The 23,806-nt window shown below is 31.6% G+C and carries 22 protein-coding genes and 1 pseudogene; 16 read left to right on the forward strand and 7 right to left on the reverse strand.

Annotated elements, in window-relative coordinates; all coding sequences use genetic code 11:
- The first annotated feature begins 1 nt into the window (after position 1).
- From FVF61_RS06900 to FVF61_RS06950, 11 genes are all read left to right on the forward strand, one after another.
- On the forward strand, positions 2-3,115 hold the full coding sequence (locus tag FVF61_RS06900; RefSeq protein WP_148454716.1) for an efflux RND transporter permease subunit: 3,114 nt from the start codon (positions 2-4) through the stop codon (positions 3,113-3,115).
- Between the two features lie 3 nt (positions 3,116-3,118).
- A complete protein-coding gene (locus tag FVF61_RS06905; protein WP_148454718.1) occupies positions 3,119-3,790 on the forward strand; it encodes a potassium channel family protein in 672 nt (223 codons plus the stop codon).
- Positions 3,791-3,851: 61 nt separating this feature from the next.
- Positions 3,852-4,868 (forward strand): quinone-dependent dihydroorotate dehydrogenase, encoded by a 1,017-nt coding sequence (locus FVF61_RS06910; protein ID WP_148454720.1) that lies wholly within the window; start codon positions 3,852-3,854, stop codon positions 4,866-4,868.
- Positions 4,869-4,871: 3 nt separating this feature from the next.
- Positions 4,872-5,489, forward strand: a complete 618-nt coding sequence (locus FVF61_RS06915; protein ID WP_148454722.1) for a LysE family translocator — start codon at positions 4,872-4,874, stop codon at positions 5,487-5,489.
- A gap of 39 nt (positions 5,490-5,528) precedes the next feature.
- The gene (locus tag FVF61_RS06920) at positions 5,529-6,392 is read left to right on the forward strand and encodes a hydroxymethylglutaryl-CoA lyase (protein ID WP_148454724.1); all 864 of its coding nucleotides are present in this window, start codon (positions 5,529-5,531) and stop codon (positions 6,390-6,392) included.
- Between the two features lie 173 nt (positions 6,393-6,565).
- Positions 6,566-7,744 carry a porin gene (locus FVF61_RS06925; protein WP_148454726.1) on the forward strand — a complete coding sequence of 393 codons (1,179 nt, stop codon included), beginning with the start codon at positions 6,566-6,568 and terminating at the stop codon, positions 7,742-7,744.
- Positions 7,745-7,852: 108 nt separating this feature from the next.
- Positions 7,853-8,380, forward strand: coding sequence for an FMN-binding protein (locus tag FVF61_RS06930; protein ID WP_148454728.1), 528 nt, complete (start codon positions 7,853-7,855; stop codon positions 8,378-8,380).
- Between the two features lies 1 nt (position 8,381).
- Complete coding sequence (locus tag FVF61_RS06935; protein ID WP_148454806.1) at positions 8,382-8,882, forward strand: hypothetical protein; 501 nt, start codon at positions 8,382-8,384, stop codon at positions 8,880-8,882.
- Positions 8,883-8,917: 35 nt separating this feature from the next.
- Positions 8,918-9,616, forward strand: coding sequence for an Insecticidal toxin complex protein (locus tag FVF61_RS06940; RefSeq protein WP_148454730.1), 699 nt, complete (start codon positions 8,918-8,920; stop codon positions 9,614-9,616).
- Between the two features lie 73 nt (positions 9,617-9,689).
- Positions 9,690-11,162 (forward strand): IMP dehydrogenase, encoded by a 1,473-nt coding sequence (guaB, locus tag FVF61_RS06945; protein ID WP_148454732.1) that lies wholly within the window; start codon positions 9,690-9,692, stop codon positions 11,160-11,162.
- Between the two features lie 62 nt (positions 11,163-11,224).
- The gene (locus tag FVF61_RS06950; RefSeq protein ID WP_148454734.1) at positions 11,225-11,872 is read left to right on the forward strand and encodes a sterol desaturase family protein; all 648 of its coding nucleotides are present in this window, start codon (positions 11,225-11,227) and stop codon (positions 11,870-11,872) included.
- A 17-nt stretch (positions 11,873-11,889) separates the two neighbouring features.
- Here the strand turns inward: FVF61_RS06950 and FVF61_RS06955 are convergent, their stop codons facing one another.
- The gene (locus FVF61_RS06955) at positions 11,890-12,561 is read right to left on the reverse strand and encodes an SIR2 family NAD-dependent protein deacylase (protein WP_148454736.1); all 672 of its coding nucleotides are present in this window, start codon (positions 12,559-12,561) and stop codon (positions 11,890-11,892) included.
- Between the two features lie 109 nt (positions 12,562-12,670).
- Here FVF61_RS06955 and FVF61_RS06960 point away from each other — a divergent pair, with 109 nt between their 5' ends.
- From FVF61_RS06960 to FVF61_RS06975, 4 genes are read left to right on the forward strand one after another with little or no spacing between them, the layout of a single operon-like run.
- Complete coding sequence (locus FVF61_RS06960) at positions 12,671-13,867, forward strand: CHRD domain-containing protein (RefSeq protein WP_148454738.1); 1,197 nt, start codon at positions 12,671-12,673, stop codon at positions 13,865-13,867.
- Positions 13,868-13,926: 59 nt separating this feature from the next.
- Positions 13,927-14,580, forward strand: a complete 654-nt coding sequence (locus FVF61_RS06965; protein WP_148454740.1) for a TrmH family RNA methyltransferase — start codon at positions 13,927-13,929, stop codon at positions 14,578-14,580.
- Positions 14,581-14,617: 37 nt separating this feature from the next.
- Positions 14,618-15,142 (forward strand): SRPBCC family protein, encoded by a 525-nt coding sequence (locus FVF61_RS06970; protein ID WP_148454742.1) that lies wholly within the window; start codon positions 14,618-14,620, stop codon positions 15,140-15,142.
- A 7-nt stretch (positions 15,143-15,149) separates the two neighbouring features.
- A complete protein-coding gene (locus FVF61_RS06975; protein WP_148454744.1) occupies positions 15,150-15,524 on the forward strand; it encodes a VOC family protein in 375 nt (124 codons plus the stop codon).
- 33 nt (positions 15,525-15,557) lie between these two features.
- On the opposite strand, the gene FVF61_RS06980 is transcribed toward FVF61_RS06975, so the two are convergent.
- Both FVF61_RS06980 and FVF61_RS06985 read right to left on the reverse strand, forming a co-directional pair.
- Positions 15,558-16,337, reverse strand: a complete 780-nt coding sequence (locus FVF61_RS06980) for a carboxypeptidase-like regulatory domain-containing protein (RefSeq protein ID WP_148454746.1) — start codon at positions 16,335-16,337, stop codon at positions 15,558-15,560.
- Between the two features lie 85 nt (positions 16,338-16,422).
- Positions 16,423-18,288, reverse strand: coding sequence for a DEAD/DEAH box helicase (locus tag FVF61_RS06985; protein WP_148454748.1), 1,866 nt, complete (start codon positions 18,286-18,288; stop codon positions 16,423-16,425).
- Positions 18,289-18,600: 312 nt separating this feature from the next.
- On the opposite strand from FVF61_RS06985, the gene FVF61_RS06990 reads away from it, so the two are divergent.
- Complete coding sequence (locus FVF61_RS06990) at positions 18,601-19,230, forward strand: YceI family protein (protein WP_148454750.1); 630 nt, start codon at positions 18,601-18,603, stop codon at positions 19,228-19,230.
- 69 nt (positions 19,231-19,299) lie between these two features.
- On the opposite strand, the gene FVF61_RS06995 is transcribed toward FVF61_RS06990, so the two are convergent.
- From FVF61_RS06995 to FVF61_RS07010, 4 genes and pseudogenes are all read right to left on the reverse strand, one after another.
- Positions 19,300-19,689, reverse strand: a complete 390-nt coding sequence (locus FVF61_RS06995) for a hypothetical protein (RefSeq protein WP_148454752.1) — start codon at positions 19,687-19,689, stop codon at positions 19,300-19,302.
- 246 nt (positions 19,690-19,935) lie between these two features.
- A pseudogene (locus tag FVF61_RS07000) lies at positions 19,936-20,106 on the reverse strand (DUF6090 family protein); the annotation flags it as partial.
- A 53-nt stretch (positions 20,107-20,159) separates the two neighbouring features.
- Complete coding sequence (locus tag FVF61_RS07005) at positions 20,160-20,357, reverse strand: integrase core domain-containing protein (protein ID WP_148454756.1); 198 nt, start codon at positions 20,355-20,357, stop codon at positions 20,160-20,162.
- A gap of 859 nt (positions 20,358-21,216) precedes the next feature.
- Positions 21,217-23,655, reverse strand: coding sequence for an arylsulfatase (locus FVF61_RS07010; RefSeq protein WP_199757284.1), 2,439 nt, complete (start codon positions 23,653-23,655; stop codon positions 21,217-21,219).
- Between the last annotated feature and the right edge of the window lie 151 nt (positions 23,656-23,806).

Below are 23,806 nucleotides of genomic sequence, written 5' to 3' on the forward strand. Positions count from 1 at the left end.
TATGAATTTAGCAAAGTTTTCCATAGAGCGCAATAGAATAACATTTACAATACTAGTCACAGTGGTGCTAATGGGAATTGTAATGTACAATTCTCTACCAAGAGATAGTATGCCACCATACACTGTAAGAACAGCTAATATTGTTACTAATTTCCCAGGTGCAAGTCCAGAACGTGTTGAACTTTTAGTTACTGATAAAGTAGAAAAAGTATCTCAAGAATTACCTGAATTAAAAGAGGTTACCAGTACTTCTCGTTCAGGATTATCTGTTGTTACTGTTGAATTAAAAGATGAGGTAAAACCTGAAAAATTGCAAGCAGTTTGGGATCGTTTAAGACGTAAATTAGACGCTATAGATGGTTTACCTAATGGAGTTGTTCCATATTTAGATGATGATGGGATAGGAGAAGTATTTGGAATTGCAGTTGGTATAATTTCAGACGGATATTCTTACGCTGAATCTAAGGAATATGTAGACGATATAAAGGACGACCTTATTAAACTCGAATTAGCAGCAAAAGTTGAATTAGGCGGTGTTCAAGACGAACGTGTGTTTGTTGAATTCGATAATGCACGTTTAAAAGAATATGGTTTATCTGCTTCAAAATTACAATCGGCAATTGCTGCAACAAACATTTTAAGTTCTGGAGGTCAAGTAAATTTAGAAAGTGAGCGTATAATTCTTGAACCAACTGGAAATTTTAACTCTGTACAAGATATTAAAAACACCCTAATTCAAGTTGGAGATGGAACGCAAATGGTTTATTTAGGAGATATTACGACCATTGTTAAAGGTTATATAGATCCACCTACACAAATAGTTACAGTAAATGGTAAAGAAGCCATCTCAATTCACGTAAGTTTAAAAGAAGGAGCTAATGTCATTCAATTAGGGCAAGATATAAATACAGTTGTAGCAGATTGGCAAGCAAAATTACCTGTTGGTTTAGAATTAATAAGGTTAGCATCTCTAGATACTTATATCGATGTTAAGATTAGTGATTTTATTGTAAATCTAATTCAGTCAATAGTAATTGTACTCTTAGTCATGTTATTGTTTTTAGGAATGAGAACAGGTACCATTATTGCTAGTTTAATACCAATGGTTACTATAACAACTATTTTTCTAATGGGAGTTTTAGACATAGGATTAAACCAAGTTACTTTGGCAGCTCTTATTATGGCTCTAGGTATGATGGTTGATAATGCCATTGTTGTTGCAGAAACTATTATGGTAAAGATGGAAAAAGGAACTCCAGCTAAAACAGCAGCAATTGAAGCTTGTGGAGAACTATTTACACCTTTATTAATTTCAACTTTAACAACTTCTGCTGCCTTTTTAGCCTTTTATTTAGCTCAGTCAACAATGGGAGATATTGTAGGTCCAATATTTGTTGTTATATCATTAGCATTATTATCTTCTTGGTTTATAGCATTAACGGTTATTACATTATTATGCTACTTATTCTTAAAAGTAAAACCTGTAGATGAGCGTAAACCTAGCTCTATTGATAAAATAATCTATAAATTAAAAGAAAAATATAAAGATTTAATTCTTTATGCTTTGGCTTATAAAAAAACGGTTTTAATTACTATTGTCGGGTTATTTATTTTATCTCTTCTGGGGTTCACAAAAATACCTTTTCTTTTCTTTCCGGATAGTGATAGAAACATGGTTACTGTTGATATTAATTTAATTCAAGGTACTCGAATTGAACGAACAGAAGAATTAATAAAAGAATTAGAAGTATACTTAAGAGATTCGCTACTAGTAAATGAAAATAGAGTAAATGGAATTACAGATTGGTCTGCTTATGTTGGATCTGGACCTGAATCTTATGATTTAGGATATACACCAGACGAACCTGATGCAAGTTATGCTCATATGTTAATAAATGTATCTGATGCTATTTATAATACAGAAATTGTAAAAAAATTAGATACTTATTGTTATAGTGCATTTCCTGAAGCAGATATAAAAGTTAGTTTATTAGGCTCTGGTGGAGGAGGAACACCTATTGAGGTTAAAATTTCTGGTGAAAATCCTGATATTCTAGCAGAATTAGGAGAACAAACCAAACAAAAATTGTCATCAATTACTGGAACAAAAAATGTAAAAGATGATTGGGGACCAAAAAGTAAAAAGTTTGTAGTAGATATAGATCAAAATAAAGCAAGATTAGCAGGAGTTTCAAACCAAGATATAGCTACTTCCTTACAAACTGTTTTAGATGGTTTTCAAACAGGAGAATACCGAGAAGACGATAAATCCATACCTATTTTAATGCGTAGTGATGCTAGTCAACAACAAACTTTAGCATCCATTGAAACTTTAAATATATATGCTCAAGGTACAGGTAAAAGCGTTCCTCTTAGTCAGGTAGCTACCATTGTTCCAGAATGGCAATATGCTAAAATTAAACGTCTAGATATTGATAGAACAGTAGTTGTAAGTAGTGAATTAAATGAAGATGGGAATGCCAATGCAATTATGAAAGAAGTGACCCCTTGGATTGTGGAAGAATCAAAATCTTGGCCTGAAGGATATACCTATAGATTTGGTGGAGATGCTGAAAGCACTGCTGAAAATATGGGAGCAGTTGTGGGTTATTTACCACTTTCAGGATTCATTATCATTATGCTATTGATAATTCAGTTTAATTCTGTAAGAAAAACAATTATGGTAGCATCAACAATTCCATTAGGTATTATTGGTGTAGTAATAGGTTTGTTAATATTTCAAGAACCATTTGGTTTTATGCCGTTTTTAGGTGTTATCTCTTTAGCAGGAATTGTAATTAATAACGCGATTGTTTTAATTGATAGAATTCAAATTGAAGAAACCGATTTAAAAAGACCTATTCAAGATGCAATTATTGCAGCCTGTTTACAACGTTTTAGACCTATACTATTAGCAACTTTTACAACTGTGTTAGGATTAATACCATTATATTTAAGTGGAGGAGAAATGTGGGAAGGAATGGCAGTTGGAATCATGGTTGGTTTATTATTTGGTACTTTTATTACGCTATTATTTATACCTTCATTTTATAGTTTGTTATATGAAATTAGTTATAACAATTATAAATTTAACGAATCTTTAATGGAAGATTAAAAGATGAGGTTTAAACGGCTTTACACATATCGATTTGAACTATTCTTTTTTAGCCAAATAGCTATACTTTTTGGGTCGATAGTATTCCCAAAAGTATTGTTTACAGAAATTATTTCACATCTATTATTCTTAATCAATATTTCATCTGGTTATGTTATTTTCTCAAGAAATCGTGAACAATCAAAGATTAGTATATTATTGTTAATAATAGCTGTAATTGTGTTTTTGTATAGATTTATAGGTAACAATGAAAAAGATCTTATTGATTACATAAAAGTTGCTATCTATTTTGTTTTTTATAGTTTAATTACATTTGAAATTGTCCGACAAGTATGGCAATCTGAAAAGGTCAACAGAAATGTTATTTTTGGATTAATGAGTGGATATATTTCTATTGGGCTTATTGGTTTTTTTGTATTTTTTAGTATTGAATTAGCTGAGCCAAATTCTTTTAAAGGATTAATAGAAGGAGGTACAATAACAGATAACTTAGATAGTTTATTATACTACAGTTATATAACTTTAATGACTATTGGTTATGGTGATATTACTCCTATTTCAGATATTGCCCAAAAAACAACTATGTTTTTTGCTATGTTAGGACAGTTTTATATGGTAATTGTAACTGCAGTAGTTGTTGAAAAGTATATCAGACATTCTCATTTAAAAGAATAATTACAATAGATATAATTAATTATGTATTTAGAATTGTATTTTTGCATTTCAAAAATCTGTCATGTATAAATTGTTAATTCGACCTCTATTTTTTCTTTTCGATCCGGAGAAAATTCATCATTTTACTTTTTCTTTTATTCGTTTTATAAGTAAAATACCATTTATTCCAAGCCTATTTAGAAAGTTATATTTTGTTCAAGACAAGCGCTTAGAAAGACAATTATTTGGATTAAAATTTAAGAACCCAGTAGGTTTAGCAGCAGGTTTTGATAAAGATGCAAAACTTTATAATGAGTTAAGTAATTTTGGTTTTGGTTTTATTGAAATAGGAACACTAACTCCTAAACCTCAAGACGGAAATCCTAAAAAACGCTTATTTAGATTAAAATCGGATAATGCTATAATTAACAGAATGGGTTTTAATAATGGTGGAGTAGACGAGGCTGTAAAACGACTTAAGAAAAACAATGGTGTTATAATTGGAGGGAATATTGGTAAAAATAAAGTTACTCCAAATGAAGAAGCTGTTGAAGATTATAAAAAATGCTTCCATGCATTATTTGATCATGTAGATTATTTTGTAGTAAATGTAAGTTCTCCAAACACTCCTAATCTAAGAGAATTACAAGATAAAGAGCCACTTACAAGACTGTTACAAACTTTAAAAGAAGAAAATAATAAAAAATTCAAGCAGAAACCTATTTTACTAAAAATAGCTCCAGATTTAACAGATAGTCAATTGTTAGATATAATTGTCATTGTTAGAGACACAAATATAGAAGGTGTAATAGCTACAAATACTACTGTTTCTAGAGAAGGTTTAACTAGCGAAAATAAAAATGAAATTGGTGGTCTAAGCGGAAAGCCATTAACTAATCGTTCTACTGAAGTTATTAGGTTTTTAGCAGAAAAAAGCAATAAAGCTTTTCCTATAATTGGAGTTGGAGGCATTCATTCAGTTAAAGATGCTTTAGAGAAATTAGAAGCAGGAGCAGATTTAATTCAACTCTATACAGGCTTTATTTATGAAGGACCAAAACTAATTAAGGACATTAATAAAGCGATATTAGAAAAATAACTATTGAACTACGACACTCTTATATCTTTTATTTTTGCTACTTCTGCCTTAGCAATTTCACCTGGACCAGATAATATTTATGTACTAATGCAGAGTATAAGTAATGGTAAGAAATATGGTTTGGCAACAGTCTCAGGGTTAATTTCTGGGTGTTTGGTACATACTACATTAGTTGCTTTTGGTGTGTCGGTAATTATAAAAGAAAACGAGTATATATATTTTATTCTAAAACTATTTGGAGCTGCTTATTTATTGTATTTAGCGTATAAGGTTTATAAAAGTGATTCAAATTTAAGTTTAAACTCAAATCATGTTGAAAAGAAAAGTATATTTCAACTTTTTAAGCAAGGGTTTTTAATGAATGTCTTAAACCCAAAAGTATCTTTGTTTTTTTTAGCTTTATTCCCAGGGTTTCTTTTTAGTAATACACTTAGTCAAATTACTCAATTTTATATTTTAGGGATTTTATTTATGGCTGTTTCATTCATTATTTTTTCTTCCATAGCTTTGCTTGCAGGAACTATTTCAAGTTATATGAAAAAGCATCATCAAGTAGGTTTGTTTTTTAAATGGCTACAAATTATAGTGTTTGTAGGTATTACAGTTTTCATATTGCTTTAAATAAAATAATACTATTTTTACATTTCCAAAGTCTTAAAAATGTCAGATCAAATAAAAGTTATTGAATGTCCTCGAGATGCCATGCAAGGAATTAGAGACTTTATTCCTACCGAAAAAAAGGTGCAATACATTCAATCTTTATTACGAGTAGGATTTGACACCATAGATTTTGGTAGTTTTGTATCTCCTAAAGCCATTCCTCAAATGGTTGATACAGCTCAAGTATTAGACCAATTAGATTTAAGTAAAACTCAGAGTAAATTGTTAGCAATTATAGCTAATACTCGAGGTGCTCAAGATGCTTCTGTGCATCAACAAATAGATTATTTAGGGTATCCATTTTCAATTTCTGAAAACTTTCAGATGAGAAATACACATAAAACTATTGCACAATCTGTGGTTACATTAAGTGAAATACTTGAAGTAGCAGATAAAGCAAATAAAGAAGTGGTAGTCTATATTTCTATGGGTTTCGGAAATCCTTATGGAGATCCTTGGAATGTTGATATAGTAAGTGAGTGGACAGAAAGATTATCTAAAATGGGAGTTAAAATTTTATCTTTAAGCGATACCATTGGAAGTTCTAACCCTGAAAATATAAACTACTTGTTTTCTAATTTGATACCTAATTATCCAGATATAGAATTTGGTGCACATTTACATACTACTCCTACAACTTGGTTTGAAAAGGTTGATGCAGCTTTTAAAGCTGGATGTAATAGATTCGATGGTGCCATTCAAGGATTTGGAGGTTGTCCAATGGCAAAAGATGAATTAACTGGTAATATGCCTACCGAAAAATTACTTTCTTACTTTACTCAGAAGAAGATTTCAAACCTAAATGCCCTTAGTTTTGAAAGTGCTTATAATGAAGCAACCAAAATATTTACTGTTTATCACTAATTATATTTTAGTCTATACTTCACATCTTCAGTAAGTTAAAATTTAATCACATTTTTTATTTTAAATTAATCTAAATAAGCTTTGCGTATTTAAAATCCTATACTATTTTTGTCGAAGAATTAATTCACTATTTATAACAAGTCTAAATAAAAATAAATTTATAGTCAACTAAAATGAAAAATGTATTATTGGTAGTAGCTTTGTTAATTTCAGCTATTACATTTTCCCAAACAGTTCCAGATTCATTATATACAAATCCACAACAACAAGAAAACGCTGCTCAACGTATTTTATCAGGAAACGTTAGTTCTGGGGTAACAGTTGGTGGTTATGGAGAAATCACTTACAATCAGCCAGAAGGTAATAATGGCGAATTAGATGTTCAAAGATTAGTTTTATTATTTGGTTACAAATTTAGTGATAGAGTACAATTTGTAACTGAAATAGAATTAGAACATGTTGAAGAAGTTTATGTAGAACAGGCTTTTTTACAGTATAGTTTAACAGATCATGTTAATCTTCGTGGAGGACTTATGTTAATTCCTATGGGAATTGTTAACGAATATCATGAACCTACAACGTTTAATGGAGTTGAAAGACCTAGTATGGACAAAAGTATTGTACCAACAACTTGGAGAGAAATTGGTGTAGGTGTAGCTGGAAGATTTAATGAGATTTCTTTAGGATATCAAGCCTATATATTTACAGGATTTGCTTCTGTTAATGGAGATAAGCTTTTAGGAGGAAAAGATGGATTAAGAAACGGAAGACAAAAAGGAATTCAATCTACAGTAGAATCTCCAAACTTTTCTGCTAAACTAGATTACTACGGACTTCCAGGATTGCGTTTAGGTTTAGCTGGATATTTTGGTCGTTCTCAAGCTCAAGATGATGTGGAAGATATTGATGGTTCTAGTGTTGGATTATCTATGGTAGGATTTGATGCTAGATATGCATATAAAAGATTAGCTGCACGTGGACAGATTGTTTATGCTGGTTTATCAGATACTGAAGCTTATAACGAATTGTATTACGATTTAGATGCTGATCCAACTCAAGGACTAGGAAGTGCTATGCAAGGATGGTATTTAGAAGCCTCTTTTAATTTATTACCATTAACAAAAAAACAGCAACTTTACGCTTTTGCACGTTATGAAGATTATGACACTAACTCTAAAGTAGAAGGAGATTTACTTGTTAACGATGCGTTTAACAGAAGTGAATGGACATTAGGTTTAAGCTATAAATTAACTCCAGGAGCTGTTGTTAAAGCAGATTATCAATTTAAGAATGATGCCACTAATAATAGTCTACCTAACCAATTAAATTTTGGAATTGGAGTATGGTTCTAATTCAAGAATTAGTTTTTAATTGTCCTTTAGCTAGAGTAGAATTTTAATTTCTCTCTAGCTATTTGGCATTTTAATTGGTAACTGTAAACATTTAAATACCTTTGCAACATGAATTTGAAATATATAATTATTCTTATGGTTTTTATGGCTTATCAAAATATTCATTTGCCTAAAAATATTCAAAAGAAAGTTGATAAGGAAATTTCTGAAACGTTTGAGATTGAAGCATTCCAATTTGAATCTTTTAACGTTCCTCGTGCCATTTCTATAGACTTACCTTCAATATTTGAAGCTAATAATTTTTTTAAAATTCTATCTGATAATAAGCTGTTAGGTTATGCTTATGTTTCAAAAGCACCAAGTAAAACAGATCAATTTGACTATTTAGTTTTATTAGATTTAGAATTGGTGGTAGTTAACACTAAGGTTTTAATATATAGAGAAGATTATGGTGGAGAAATTGGAAGTAAACGTTGGTTAAAACAGTTTGTTGGCAAAACACAAAACGACACCTTAAATTATGGTGAAAATATTATGGCTATTTCTGGTGCTACAATTTCAGTAAGATCCATGACAACTGCTATAAATAACTTACTGAAGTCAATTAAAATACTTCATGAAAAAGACATTATATAATATGCAACTCAATGGATTAATTTATACGTTACCTAAAGAAATTAAACTTTTAATTGCAGCATTTATTGTTGTATTAAGTATTGGTTTTTATACAGGTTTACTTTTTGTTGGCGAAACATCTACAACAAAACCAAATGGTATTGAAGAACAATATTTAGGAAATGAATCTAATGAGGATGCTATGGTTATGAAGTTTAAAAAAAGCGAGCAAGAAATGCTTACGTTGGTTCATAATCACATATTATCAATGTCTATTATTTTCTTTTTAGTGGGTTTAATACTAAGTACTACCAAACTAAATAGCAAGCTAAAGCTATTTTTAATTATAGAGCCATTTCTGTCTGTTACCCTTACTTTTGGAGGTCTTTATTTACTTTGGTTAGGCCTTTCATGGATGAAATATATTGTCATGCTTTCAGGTATTTTAATGACACTCACTTTTACTGTTTCAATATTGATAATTCTGAAACAACTATTATTTTTTAAAAAAGTAAATATTTAGAATATTCTTGTATTTTTAGACTTCATTTAATCCATATGAAGTCATTTTTTTATTTATTTTTTCTTTCTCTAACCACAATAAGTTATTCTAAAGAATATAAAAACTTAAAGGAGTATCATGAGATATCCGGAAAGATACTATTAGAACCTTCAGATTGGCTTAGTAAAGACAGAAAAAACAATACCTTGGTTTGGCAACAAGCAAATGAATATAATCTAAAACATAACTTACCAGCAGAATATTTAACAATAAAAGAGCGAACCGATTTTTATTTGTGGTTATATACTACTTTAAATGAAAGAGATGTAGTATGGCCAAAAATGGCACATTTCATTTCAAATAAATTAGAAAACATCAATTCCTTCCCTTTTAATATGTTCACTAGAAAAGAGGTAAAACTATATGCAACAAAAGGAAGTAAAACGGTTTTCAATAAGGCATTTAGTATAATAAAAAAGTTATATTTTTCAGAATCAATATTAAATAAAGAAGACGCTTTAACTTGGGATGAATCAATAATTTATAAAGAACAATACAATTGGCTGGAAGAAATATATAATGGAATAGATGCCAAAACATTGAAGACTATTGATAAAATGGCACAAGGTAAAGGTATTTACACCTTCATTGTACCTAAAGAAGTTGCTTTTTCAGGAGATTTATCTGATAAAGAAAACAGATATAACTACGCTATAAATACCCTAAGGACCTATTGTATTAATAATTATGATTAATTTAATGTAAGCATAAATCTATTATCGTTATTAATATTGTATATTTGCACGCAATTATAAATGTAATTGCAACATGACATCACATTCAAACAAAATTGTAGGAGAAGGTTTAACCTACGATGACGTCCTTTTAGTTCCTGCATACTCAGAAGTATTACCTAGAGAAGTAAATATTCAAACAAAGTTTACTAAAAACATTACCATTAACATTCCAATAGTCTCTGCTGCTATGGATACGGTTACAGAAAGTGCTATGGCTATTGCTATGGCTCGAGAAGGTGGAATAGGTGTATTGCATAAAAACATGAGTATTGAAGATCAAGCAAATGAGGTTAGAAAAGTAAAGCGTGCTGAAAGTGGGATGATTACAGATCCAGTAACTCTAACTTTAGATGCAAAAGTTTTTGATGCTAAGCAAAACATGGCAGAGCATAGTATTGGAGGGATTCCAATTGTTGATGAACTTGGTACATTAAAAGGAATTGTAACAAATAGAGATTTACGATTCGAAAAAAATAATAACAGACCAATTGTTGAAGTAATGACTAGTCAAAATTTAGTTACTGCCCCTGTTGGAACTTCTTTAGAGCAAGCAGAAGTTATTTTGCAACAAAACAAAATTGAAAAATTATTGATTGTTGATGATAACTACAAGTTGGCTGGTTTAATTACTTTTAGAGACATAACAAAACTAACACAGAAGCCTATTTCTAATAAAGATGTTTTTGGTCGTTTACGTGTTGCTGCTGCTTTAGGAGTAACAGCAGATGTTGTTGAAAGAACTTCAGCATTAGTAAAATCTGGTGTAGATGCTGTTATTGTAGATACTGCTCATGGACATACAAAAGGTGTAGTTTCTGTGCTTAAGGAATTAAAATCAAAATTCCCAAAATTGGATGTTATCGTTGGAAATATTGCAACTGGAGCTGCAGCTAAGTATTTAGTTGAAGCAGGAGCAGATGCAGTAAAAGTTGGAATAGGTCCAGGATCTATTTGTACAACACGTGTTGTAGCTGGTGTTGGATTCCCTCAATTTTCAGCAGTTTTAGAGGTTGCTGAAGCCATAAAAGGGTCTGGAGTTCCTGTTATTGCTGATGGAGGAATTCGTTATACTGGAGACATACCTAAAGCCATTGCAGCTGGTGCTGATTGTGTGATGCTTGGCTCTTTATTAGCAGGTACCAAAGAAAGTCCAGGAGAAACAATTATTTACGAAGGAAGAAAATTTAAGTCATATCGTGGTATGGGTTCGGTAGAAGCTATGAAACAAGGTAGTAAAGACAGATATTTTCAAGATGTTGAAGACGATATCAAAAAATTAGTACCAGAAGGTATTGTTGGTAGAGTTCCATATAAAGGAGAACTTAATGAAAGTATACATCAGTTCGTTGGAGGATTAAAAGCAGGTATGGGTTATTGTGGATCTAAAGATATAGAAACTCTTAAAGAAACAGGTCAGTTTGTTAAAATTACAGCATCTGGCATTAATGAAAGTCATCCACATGATGTAACAATTACTAAAGAATCTCCTAATTATTCTAGATAGAATTTATTTTAACAATATATTCTAAATTTTTATAATTTTGCATAAAATAAATTTTAATTAAAATGAAACCAGAAGTAACTACTGATTTTCAAACAGGTCAAGCTGAAATATTTAAAAATCCCATACTGGAGCGGCTTACAAAAACAGATCCAGTTTCTAATATAATTGTTTACGGATTGGTAAATGCATTTTTAGTTTACATAGCTATTGGAGTAATGGGTCTAAGCGTTTGGTCTTTCCTAGGCTTATTTGTTTTTGGTTTGTTCTTTTGGACTTTTGCAGAATACATGTTGCATCGTTATGTTTTTCATTGGGTTACAGAGGCTAAATGGTCACAAAGGTTTCATTTTATCATGCATGGAGCGCATCATAATTACCCTACAGATAAAGAGCGATTATTAATGCCACCCGTTCCTGGAATTATTTTAGCTTCTTTGTTATTTGGAATGTTTTTTATAATATTCTGGATTGCAGGCTTTTCACAATTAGTTTACGGTTTTTTCCCAGGTTTTTTTATTGGTTATTTAATGTATTCTTTTGTTCATAGAGCTACTCATGTGATGCGTCCTCCAAAACGATTTAAAGAATTATGGCACCACCATAGTTTACACCATTATAAATATCCTAATAAAGCCTTTGGTGTATCTAATACGTTTTGGGATAAAGTATTTGGAACTATGCCACCTAAAAAGAAGAAAAAGAAAAACTAATATATTTTCCTTCAGTTTTATAACATTTTTAAAAGCTGTTTAACTCCTTGTGTAGCAGTTTCTGAAATGACTGTGACTCTTTTATTATTTATTTCAGCAGGTTTTGGGTCTATATAAAAAATAGGAATATTTCTTGGAGCAAAATCTAAAAGACTTGCAGCTGGATATACTTGCATAGATGTACCAATTATAACTAGAATATCAGCAGTTTCACACTTAACAATGGCATCTTCAATTTTAGGAACAGCTTCACCAAACCATACAATATGTGGTCTAAGCTGAAATCCCTTTTCGCATAAATCACCTAAACAAATATCTTGATTCCATTGCTTAATGTCATTTTCAAAATAACTACTCCTTACTTTTAATAATTCGCCATGTAAATGAATTATATTTGAGCTTCCAGCTCGCTCATGTAAATCGTCTACATTTTGAGTAATTATTGTTACTTTAAATTTAGCTTCTAAATTAACTAAACCTATATGTGCATCATTTGGTTGAACAGTTAATAATTGTCTCCTTCTTTCGTTATAAAAATTTAAAACTAATTCAGGGTTTTTAGCAAATCCTTCAGGTGAAGCTACTTCCATAACATCATGTCCTTCCCAAAGACCATCAGCATCTCTAAATGTTTTAATACCACTTTCGGCACTTATTCCAGCTCCTGTAAGTACAACTATATGTTTCATTTTTATAGGCTTTATTTTAAAATTCGTAAAATAAAATTAAAAAGGTCTGCTTTCAGACTTTAAAAATTTATATATTATGTGTAATATTACAAATAAATTAATATGGATTATGAAACATATTTTTAAATCTCTATTTTTAGTTTTGCCACTAGTATTTTTATTTAATTGTAGTGGGGACGATAATATAACACCACTCCCTTCTAGTCAAATCTCTAAATCATTTTCATTAAGTTCTATTGATGATAATAACGTTTCTGGTATAGCTAAATTTATTAAAAACGATGATAATTCAACTACAGTAGAATTAGACTTTACAGCTATTCCAACAGGAGGTTCGCATCCTGCACATATTCATTATAATACTGCAGCTGAAGGTGGAGCCATTGCAATTACATTAGGAACAGTTAATGGTGATACAGGATTTAGTACCATTTCTTTTACAACTTTAGATGATGGAACACCTATTACCTATGATGAATTGATGAGTTTTGATGGTTATATAAATGTACATGAAAGCGAATCTCAATTAAATATAATAGTTGCTCAAGGAGATATTGGTCAGAATGAATTAACTGGAGTTTCAAAAACCTATACATTAGGAGAAAAAGACATTCCTGGAATTTCTGGAACAGCTGTTTTTTCTGAACGCGAAAATGGTGAATCTCTAGCAGTTATACAATTATTAAATACGGTTATAGGAGAGCTGCACCCTGCACATATACATTTTAATACTGCTGTAGAAGGTGGAGATATTGCATTTACCTTCAATTCAGTTAATGGAGAGACAGGTAAAAGTTATACCAATGTAAAAGAATTAGACGATGCTACTTCTTTTTTGTATATAGATATTATAGGTTTTGATGGCTACATTAATGTACATGAAAGTGATATGAATTTAGACACTATTATTGCGCAAGGTGATATTGGAGAAAATGAGCTTACAGGTGATTTTATTTCGTATAATTTAAACGAAGTTGATATGTCTGGAATTAGTGGTAGCGCTACTTTTTATGGAAGAACTAGTGGTGAAGCTTTAGCAGTCATTTTATTACAAAACACACCAATAGATGGTATTCATCCAGCTTTTATGTATTCCAATGATGTTGATACACCAGGAACTGTTTTGTTTTCTTTTAGTCCTGTAGATGGAAATACTGGAATCAGTCAAACTAATTTGGCTACATTAGATGATGATACTCCATTTGGATTTACAGATGTCTTAGGTGTTAATGGAAATATAAAAGTGCATTTAAACAATGTGCAGCCTACAGTTATTGCCCAAGGAAACATTGGTTCAAATGATTAACCTAAAATAAATTTGAATTTAAAACCTGATGATAGATCAGGTTTTTTTATTTTTAAAACATGGTAGATTTAAAACTTCTTGAATATTTAGAAACTTATTTAACAGAAAATAGAAGACAACGATTCGACAAAGTACTTTCACAACGAACCAAGCATTTTACAATAGCCACAGAAGATGTGTATCAACTGCACAACACAAGTGCAGTTATTAGAAGCTGCGATGTGTTTGGAATTCAAGAAGTCAATATTATTGAAGAAACCAATACTAAACGTATTGATAGAGAAATAGCCATGGGAGCCCAGAAATGGGTAGATTTAAACAGATACCACTCTGTTAAAGATTCTATAAAAGATTTAAAACAAAAAGGATATCAAATTGTAGCAACAACACCTCATACAAAAGATTGTTTGTTACATGAATTTGATATTACACAAAAAGCTTGTTTTTTCTTTGGTAGAGAGACAGAAGGCCTGTCTCAAGAAGTTTTAGATGAAGCTGATTGCTTTCTTAAAATTCCCATGTCAGGATTTACTGAAAGTTTGAATATTTCTGTATCAGCAGCTATTATTTTGCAACATGTTACAACTAAATTAAGATTATCAGATGTTTCTTGGCAATTATCTATAGAAGAGCAACAAGAGAAGAGATTAGATTGGATTAAAAAAACAATAAAAAGCTATGACGAGATAGTAACCTGTTTTTATAAAAAATAATTTTTGTAAATTTATAAGAACTAACAATCTAATAATCATGATTTTCCTTTACATAATACTCGGACTAATAGGCTTAATTATTCTTTTAGCTTTAATAGCTCCAAAGCAATACGAAGTAAATAGAAGTGTTATTATAAACAAATCACTTCCAGAGGTTTTTCAGTATTTAAAATTTGTAAAAAACCAAGATAATTGGTCTCCTTGGAAAAAGAAAGACCCACATATGAAACAAGAATCTGTTGGAATAGATGGAGAAGTTGGCTTTGTTGCTAAATGGGATGGTAATAAAGAAGTTGGATCAGGAGAGCAAGAAATTCTTCATGTTGAACATAATGAGCAAATTAAAACTCAACTTAGGTTTTTTAAGCCTTGGAAATCAACTTCAGATGCCTATATAAAAGTGACTGAAGTAGATGCGAACCAAACCAATGTTACTTGGGGTTTTACAGGTAATAATCCAATACCTATGAATATTTTCATGTTGTTTTTTAATTTTGAAAAAGCGGTTGGTAAAGATTTTGAAGAAGGATTAGCCAGTTTAAAAGACATATTAGAAAAATAATAAGAGTATGAAACATAATATGATAGGTTGGTTTGAAGTGCCAGTAAATGACATGGAAAGAGCCAAAAAATTTTATGAAACTGTTTTTAAAGTTGAGATTTCTATACATGATTTTGGTGGTATATTAATGGGATGGTTTCCAGATCGAGGAGAGGTGCCAGGAGCTCAAGGTACCTTAATTAAACAAGATACTTATTTGCCAAGTCAAGAAGGAACATTGGTTTATTTTATAAGTGAAAATGTACAAAATGAATTAGATAGAGTAGAAGTAGCAGGTGGAACTATTTATCAACCAAAATCACAAATATCGGCAGAGCATGGCTATATGGCTGCATTTATAGATACCGAAGGGAATAGAATTGCTTTACATTCTAGAACATAAAAAAAGCGAAAGATTATCTTTCGCTTTTTATTTTTATAGTCTTCCTTTATTCTTACTCCTACTTAAAACTTTATATTCTTCATAACATTCGCTAATAGCATCTAAAATCTGAAGATCGTTTGCTGTTTGAATAAAGTTTTTAGAATAATTACATTGCCTGATTATTTCATCTAAATCTGCACGATCTACTTGTAATAGTGCTGTAAGCATTTCTCTATCAAATCTATTGGCAAGAAGGGTTCTAATTTCATCATCCTGCTTCATTTGCTTTAACTTACGCATTTCGTTTGGTTGTTTGCCAAACATGCTATACAGAAAGTCGGCAGGATTAAATACAGCACCAAGGACTCGAGTTACAGCATTTGTAGATGAACCTCCAGCTTCATAACCTGTTTGAAGCCCAGAAATATTATACCTATAATTTGTATTAATAGGCACTTGTTTAATATCAACTTCAAGAAAACCTGTTAATTTAAATTCGTTAATAACAACTTCTTCTAAAGCAAATGCCAATTCGGTTAATTGAATGGTTGAGCTTCCAAATTTTATCCAGTCGTTTGTAACACGTACTTTAATAGATTTAAACCCTAAATACGAGAAATGAAGCGTATCTGTTGCTTTCGCTTTTATTTCAAATTCACCTCTAGCATTTGTTATCGTTCCTTTTACTTGATTTAAATTAACAATATTCACACTTTCTAAAGGGATTCCTTCAGAAGCATTAATAACAACTCCTTTTACTGTAGTGTCTTCCTGACTATATGTAAAAGTGGTACTAATTAAAAGAATAAAAAGAAAAAAAAGTTTTTTCATTAAAGCAATTTGAGTATAAAAGTACTAAACTAAACGAGAATACATTTAGGTATCTTATATTTTGACTTAAAATTAACAAAAAGGTTTAACGTCTAGAACGTCTTGGTCTGGCAGAATTTGAGCTTGATCCAGAGTCTGAGCGTCTTGAACGAGATTCAGTATTAGAGCTTCTTCTTTCGCTTCTGTTTTCATCGCTTCTAGAACTTGAACGCCTATCACTTCTTGGTTTATCATTACTAGAACTTGAACGCCTGTCACCTCTTGGCTTATCATCGTTACGTCTTCTACTTCCTCCACCATCACGACGTCTTTTGTTTCGGCTAGTGCCTCTTCCTTTATCTTCGCTAATTTCAACATTCACAAAACGTCCTTCATGTTTAAAATCTGTAAAGAATGCTAATACTTTTTCTTTATGCTCTTCCTCTGTATTGAAAAAAGAAAAACTTTCTTTCACGTCTACTTTAAAGACATCATCTCTTCCTAGGTCTAAAATTTCCTTTAAGAAATCTTTCAATTTCATCCAATCGTAACCATCTTTTCTACCTACATTTATAAAGTAACGAGGTCCACTAGAACCTTCACTAAAACCTCTTCCTCCACGCTCTCTGTCTTCTCCACGAGAAGTATCTGATACATTTAGGTTCTTAGTTTTCTGGTAATAATTAAAGAATCTGGTAAACTCTACCGAAAAGAATTTTTTAATCAATTCGTCTTTTGTAGTATCTGCAAAAAGTTCGTTGATACTATCTAAATACTTATCAATTTCGTGATTGATTTCTGTGTTATGAATTTTATTAGCAAGCGACATTAACTGTACTTCGCAAATCTCCATGCCATCTGGAATTTCTTTGTGCTCAAATTTTTGGTTAATAATACGCTCAATACTTTTTATTTTTCGTACTTCGCTTTTAGAAACTATAACCATAGAAACACCAGTTTTTCCAGCTCGTCCTGTACGTCCAGATCTGTGTGTGTAAGTTTCAATTTCGTCAGGTAATTGGTAATTAATCACGTGAGTAATATCGTCTACATCAATACCACGAGCAGCGACATCTGTTGCAACCAACATTTGTATTTGTTGATTTCTAAAAGATTTCATGACTAAATCACGTTGGTTCTGACTTAAATCGCCATGTAAAGCACCTGCACTATAACCATCTTCAATTAAGTTTTCGGCTACTTTTTGAGTATCTCGTTTTGTACGACAGAAAATTACAGAGAAAATATCTGGATTAGCATCTGCCAAACGTTTTAAAGCTTGGTATCTGTCTCTAGCATTCACTAAATAATACTCATGAGAGACTTGATTGGTACTTTCATTTTTATTTCCAACAGTAATTTCCTGTGGACTTTTCATGAATTTTTTTGCAATTGTAGCAACTTCTTTAGGCATTGTTGCTGAAAACAACCAGGTGTTTTTATCTGCTGGTGTATGCGATAAAATATCTGTTATATCTTCTTTAAAACCCATGTTTAGCATTTCATCGGCTTCATCTAAAACAGCGTACTGTATTTTAGAGATGTCAACCAAACGTCTACTAATCATATCTTTCATTCTACCAGGAGTAGCAACAATAATTTGTGCGCCACGTTTTACTTCACGTGCTTGATCTGTAATGCTAGAACCACCATAAATGGCAACAACGTTAAGGCCTTTGCAATATTTACCATATTGTTTCATCTCGTTTGTAATTTGCAAACAAAGTTCGCGAGTAGGAGACAAGATTAATCCTTGAGTTGTTCGGCTATCGATATCAATTTTTTGAAGCATTGGAAAGCCAAAAGCAGCAGTTTTACCTGTTCCTGTTTGCGCTAATGCTACTAAGTCTGTGTCTTTTTCTAATAAAATTGGGATTGCTTTTTCTTGGACCTCACTTGGAGTTTCAAAGCCTAAATCTGTAATTGCGTGTAATAGATCTTCATTAAGACCTAAATCTTGGAATGTGCTCATTCGTGTTTAATAAGTAATCGATTATGTTTTGTAGTGTTACAAAAGAAGTGAATCGACATACTTAAACCTAAACTTCTAGTAACACATCCTCACTCTGAGGAATTTTCAAGGTGCAAAGGTACGTATTTATTTGAGATTTTAATATAGAGACTTTAAGAATCTTTAAATTAGGAGTTTAGATTCGATTTTTTATAATTTGTAGAAGAATCCTATTTGAGTTTCAAACACATAAATTTACACTTTTTTTACATTTATTTGACAGATTTAAAAAGATACTCGTCTTATATTCGTAGAAATAATAAATATTATATCATGAAGAAAATCAAAAATATTGTATGGTCATTTGTTGCCTTATTAATTATTATTGTTGTTAGTGGCTATACTAAAAGCACTTCGGTTTTACCAAAAAATGAAACCGTTCTATTGAAAGTAACCAATCAAATTCAGACTATTAATTTGTTTGTAACACATGGACATTGCAGCACACCTTTTAGAGGAATTGTTGAGAATTTAAAAGTCGATGTTTCTAAAAGGCTTGACTTTGGCAATCCTCTTGAAAACATGGAAATCTCTTTTGAAGTAGACCCAAACACGTTTAATGTATGTGCTGGAGACGAATTAACAGAAAGAGTAAAAACACCTGGATTATTTATTAACGAGAATAAAGATAACATGACTTTCAAATCCACTCAAGTTTATACTATGGGACTTGATTGGTATCAGGTTAATGGTAAATTGTCAATAAAAGGAGTAGAAAAAGATGTTAAGTTATTTGTAACTGGAATTAGATATCCAAAGGACATGATGGCTAGTTCTCTAGTAGTAGAAGGACAAATGAATTTACTTGATTGGGGAATTGATTATGATAAAATTGTTTATGGAGAATCAGATTCTGTTCCAACTAAATGGATGCATATTAATATGAAGATAGATATGTTATAAAGTGTAGACAGAAGGCACTGTAAATAAAAATACAATGCCTTTTGTTTAGCTTGAAATTTAGTAATTAATCTACACGTTGTTGTGCTTTCGTTTTTTACACTTTTTTTCTTTTAATAATTCAATAGGTTCTTGCATTTCCTTTTTTAGATTATAAAGATGTTGTTTCTGTCTTATGAACATGGCAACCATAAATACTAGATTATCCTGAAACTTTAAGAATATTGCGTGATTAGGGTTATTTGTCCAGTTATTTTTTGGAAATAGAGCAATAATTTCTTCATCGAGTTCTTGGTTTAAATTATCAATATCTTGATACCCAAATTCAATTGTGGATTCATAGTCCATCATTCTTTTAATAAGTTCATTCCTATTTTCTTGAAGTAGATCTAAAGTATTGTTTATAAATGTACTATGCTCAATCAGTCTGTTTTTTAATTTAATGTCTGTTAATAGTTTCAATTGTCCTGAAGATGTTAAATCGTCAAAAGTAATTGTACTAGGTACAAAAACATCTTGTCTTACAGCAACAACAAAATCATTTAGAATTTTACTTCTATCATTTGGTATGTTGTTTAAATCTCTTAAAAGTTTTTTGCAGAATTTTATTTTGTTGGTTGTCAGTTTAGAAGTTTCATCAATTATTTTTTCATTTAATTCAAAGTCATCTAAAATTCAACAGTAATAATCAGCTTCAGCAATCTTATTTTTTCGGTTTTCATTCCAGTTATTAATCTGTAAAGCTATCAAAATACCAATAACAACCAGTACTATTTCGCCAATAGCATATTTCAAATACCTACCTACCGGCAAGGTAGACTTTCCAGTTTTATTTTCCATAAACAAGTTTTGTCGAATTTTTCTAAAGAATTTAATCATAGATTAGTGGTTTGTGTCTCATCCTGAAATATGTCTATAGATTAAAATTGAAATTAAGCTGAAAATTTACCTGCTTGCCAGTCGGGCAGGTACACCATATTAGGTTTTATAAAGTCTAAAGATAATTGTAATCTTACTTCATTGTATAAATTAATGGCATTTTTTGCAGCTCTTTTGGCATAATCCACCTTTTTAAAGGTCTTGTCGAAATAAAATTCATCTTTTAAGTTGCCGTTTAAGCGTTCAGACATGTGATATTCCTGTCAGTATACAAGTTGGTTCATAGCAATATTTCCTTGGGTCTTACTAATATTTATCTTATTTCTTTTAAATATCTGTGTGCATACATAGCTACAATACAGTATTCTTTTGTTTGAATTATGAATAAGGTAAATAATTTTTTAGCCTGAAAAAGTGCTTTATTCAGGACGCGTCAAAAGGGTGGTAAATGACGAGTGTAAAACAAGTAGCCTTAGTTGATAAACAAAAACATAATTAACAATTTTACATTAATATAATAAGTAAACATTGATTTAGCTTATTAGAAGGCTATTTGATTTATCATAGTTACCTACTTTTAAAATTTTGGAATGTAATACTAATTTGAATAATGTGGAACACAAACTTTATTCATGTTTAGAACAATTTATCTGTCTCCAGCAACAGAGCCTTACGAAAATGAAAGGAAGAAGATTCAAGAATAGTTATCATCAAAACAGATAGATATATAATAGCTCTTTTCTGTGAAAATTGTAATGAAGTATTAAATAAACATAATACAACGAAATTTGTATGCCTCGCACAATAGGCAATACATTGAAGTCAGACAGTTTCCTGTAAGTAAGATTCAATGCCAAATTTATAGTCATTATCTGGAAAATCACCACGAATAGTCATCCAAGGGTATTCATTTACTAAATTATATTTGTAAGTGGCATTTTCGGGTAATTAAATATTAAATAATTCAACAACAGTTTCAGGTATTAATATTTATACGCCGACATATGTATTAGTATTTAATAAACAATGAAGAAATGAGGAATAATCTTTAGCTAAAGAAAAAGTAAATAACAGACCTTGATATTCAAGGTCTGTTATTTAAAATAATTTTTACTGACTCAACATAGCACGTCGTGCTTCAGATTCTAGGTTTTCGTAAGGTTCTCCTTTTACAGATACCGCAACACCTTGAATTTGACCACCTGTAAACTTAGCAGGAGATTTATACAAAGCACTAACAGCATCACCGCTATCATACCCAACACACAATCCGTCACCTGAAAGTGTAAATTTACCTGGTTGAGTTTGCATGTTACCAGAGGCTACTACCTTATCATTAATATATAGATTAGTATTACCAAGAATTTTTCCATGTTCACCTTTGCCAGTCATATTAAATTCCATTCCAAGGGTGTATTTGCCAGGTTTTAATGTAATGTCTGATTCAAACACCTGTTCTGGAGCAATACCTAAGAAGTTGTAAACATAATACAGTTTCTTATTTTTAATGAACAGTGAATGTCCACCAAATCGTGATCCGTGAGCGAAAATTACACCTTCAGAATTATCTGTAACTTCAACGTTTGCAACAATTTTGTATGAACGACCACGCACATTAACGGCTACACCTTCTGGAACTGGTTCTGTATCTGGATAGTAAATGTAAGTGTCACGCGGAGCTTCGTCAGATGGACGAGGAGTACCTAGGATTTCAACAGCTACACGGTCATCCAATGGCAACACATTATTTCTTTTTGCTTCTTCCATCCAAAGTTTTTTCAATTCTTCTAATTTTTCAGGATGCTGAGCAGCGAGGTCCTTTGATTGTGACCAATCTTCTTCTAAGTTATAAAGTTCCCATTTATCTTGATCAAAGTCACTAGTACCGTTAATAGGTGCGTGGATAGCCGCTGCATGCCAACCATCTTTCCAAATTCCTCGTGTACCAAATATTTCGTAATACTGTACATGTTTCTCTGTTGGGTCATCTGGTTTAGCATCAAAAGTATAAGCCATAGAAACACCTGATAATGGATACTGTTTTACACCATGGTTAACCTCTGGCATTTCAAGACCAATCACTTCCAAGATTGTTGGTACAATATCTACTGAGTGGTGATATTGGTGACGCAGTTCGCCACGTGCCTTAATGCCTTTAGGCCATGAAATAATTAGTGGATCAGCAGTACCTCCTTGATATTCGGCGTAGCGCTTAAACATTTTATAAGGTGCTGAAAATGCAGATGCCCATCCGGTAGGGAAGTGTTCATAAGTGTCTTGACCTCCTAATTTGTCAATGTACTTCATGTTTTCCTCCAATGTATCTGGCCAGCCATTAAATAACTTATTTTCGTTAACAGAACCATCTGGAGAGCCTTCTCCAGAGGTGCCATTGTCTGCAGCATATATAATAAGTGTGTTTTCGTATTGACCAGTTTCTTTCAAATAGTCAATAACACGTCCAACCTGCGCATCTGTATATGTTGAATAGGCAGCAAATACTTCAGCCATACGGTTAAAAAGTTTCTTTTCATTGTCGTTTAAGGAATCCCAAGGGCGTACTTGATCTAGTTTATTCGCTAAATCACCATGAATAGGATTAATGGCTGTATTAACTGTATTTTCTGGTATAACCCCTTTCTCTTTCATACGCGCAGTTACCCATGTACGATAAGCATCATATCCATCATCAAATTTACCTTTATATTTATCTATTTCTTCTTGAGGAACTTGATGAGGTGCATGATTGGCTCCTGGATTAAACCACATATAGAATGGTTTAGAAGGATTGGATGCATCTTTATTACGTAACATTTCAATTGCTTGGTCAGCAAGATCTTTGGATAAGTGATAACCATCATCAGGCATATATGGCTGATCAATAAAATCATTATCTTTTACTAAGTCAGGAAACCACTGATTGGTTTCACCACCAAGGAATCCATAGAAGCGATCCCAACCTTGATTTAGTGGCCATTCACCACGATATCCTCCAGGAGCAACATCTTGTTCAGGCACATTATGGTTTTTACCAACCCATAAAGTAGCATAACCATTATTTTGTAAGACTTCAGCAACGGTTGTAACTTGCTTAGGGAAGCGACCGTTGTATCCTGGGTATCCGCTAGCGGTTTCGGTAATTGATCCAAATCCATTCAAGTGATGATTGCGTCCAGTCTGCAGCGTAGAACGCGTTGGTGCACACAATGCAGTAGTGTGCCATTGCGTATATAATAACCCATCGGCAGCAAGTTTGTCTAATGTTGGCATCTGGATGCGACCTCCATAAGGAGACCATGCAGCTTGCCCTGTGTCATCATATAAAATAAAAAGAACGTTTGGGGCTCCTTTTGGTGCCTTCTTAGGAAGAAATGGTTCCCAATCTGGTTTGGAATCACGGGTGTCTAATTCAATCTTTCCTTTAAAGCCACGCATTAACTCAGCTTCTGTAGGCTCATCTGAAGAGACGACTGCTTTTTTTTGTTCACAGCCTACTAAAAATAGCAGAACAATGAATGTTGTTACAAATTTTAACGATAATTTTTTCATAAAGTTGGAAATTTAATTAAGGATAAAGATAATAATAATAAGAAAAATAAAATCTAATAAACAATCGATGCAACATAATGGATATATCAATTGAAATCCCTAAAATATAGAAAGTAGGTGCAATTCATATAGATTAAACGTATTGATTGTT

It is taken from the genome of Xanthomarina maritima, from assembly GCF_008084905.1.
GTDB lineage: Bacteria > Bacteroidota > Bacteroidia > Flavobacteriales > Flavobacteriaceae > Xanthomarina > Xanthomarina maritima.

Bases quoted from the DNA above. Each gene is read 5' to 3' on its own strand.
- FVF61_RS06900 (WP_148454716.1), top strand. From the start codon at position 2: ATGAATTTAGCAAAGTTTTCCATAGAGCGCAATAGAATAACATTTACA.
- FVF61_RS06905 (WP_148454718.1), top strand. From the start codon at position 3,119: ATGAGGTTTAAACGGCTTTACACATATCGATTTGAACTATTCTTTTTT.
- FVF61_RS06910 (WP_148454720.1), top strand. From the start codon at position 3,852: ATGTATAAATTGTTAATTCGACCTCTATTTTTTCTTTTCGATCCGGAG.
- FVF61_RS06920 (WP_148454724.1), top strand. From the start codon at position 5,529: ATGTCAGATCAAATAAAAGTTATTGAATGTCCTCGAGATGCCATGCAA.
- FVF61_RS06925 (WP_148454726.1), top strand. From the start codon at position 6,566: ATGAAAAATGTATTATTGGTAGTAGCTTTGTTAATTTCAGCTATTACA.
- FVF61_RS06930 (WP_148454728.1), top strand. From the start codon at position 7,853: ATGAATTTGAAATATATAATTATTCTTATGGTTTTTATGGCTTATCAA.
- FVF61_RS06935 (WP_148454806.1), top strand. From the start codon at position 8,382: ATGCAACTCAATGGATTAATTTATACGTTACCTAAAGAAATTAAACTT.
- FVF61_RS06940 (WP_148454730.1), top strand. From the start codon at position 8,918: ATGAAGTCATTTTTTTATTTATTTTTTCTTTCTCTAACCACAATAAGT.
- guaB (WP_148454732.1), top strand. From the start codon at position 9,690: ATGACATCACATTCAAACAAAATTGTAGGAGAAGGTTTAACCTACGAT.
- FVF61_RS06950 (WP_148454734.1), top strand. From the start codon at position 11,225: ATGAAACCAGAAGTAACTACTGATTTTCAAACAGGTCAAGCTGAAATA.
- FVF61_RS06955 (WP_148454736.1), bottom strand. From the start codon at position 12,561: ATGAAACATATAGTTGTACTTACAGGAGCTGGAATAAGTGCCGAAAGT.
- FVF61_RS06960 (WP_148454738.1), top strand. From the start codon at position 12,671: ATGAAACATATTTTTAAATCTCTATTTTTAGTTTTGCCACTAGTATTT.
- FVF61_RS06965 (WP_148454740.1), top strand. From the start codon at position 13,927: ATGGTAGATTTAAAACTTCTTGAATATTTAGAAACTTATTTAACAGAA.
- FVF61_RS06970 (WP_148454742.1), top strand. From the start codon at position 14,618: ATGATTTTCCTTTACATAATACTCGGACTAATAGGCTTAATTATTCTT.
- FVF61_RS06975 (WP_148454744.1), top strand. From the start codon at position 15,150: ATGAAACATAATATGATAGGTTGGTTTGAAGTGCCAGTAAATGACATG.
- FVF61_RS06980 (WP_148454746.1), bottom strand. From the start codon at position 16,337: ATGAAAAAACTTTTTTTTCTTTTTATTCTTTTAATTAGTACCACTTTT.
- FVF61_RS06985 (WP_148454748.1), bottom strand. From the start codon at position 18,288: ATGAGCACATTCCAAGATTTAGGTCTTAATGAAGATCTATTACACGCA.
- FVF61_RS06990 (WP_148454750.1), top strand. From the start codon at position 18,601: ATGAAGAAAATCAAAAATATTGTATGGTCATTTGTTGCCTTATTAATT.
- FVF61_RS07005 (WP_148454756.1), bottom strand. From the start codon at position 20,357: ATGTCTGAACGCTTAAACGGCAACTTAAAAGATGAATTTTATTTCGAC.
- FVF61_RS07010 (WP_199757284.1), bottom strand. From the start codon at position 23,655: ATGAAAAAATTATCGTTAAAATTTGTAACAACATTCATTGTTCTGCTA.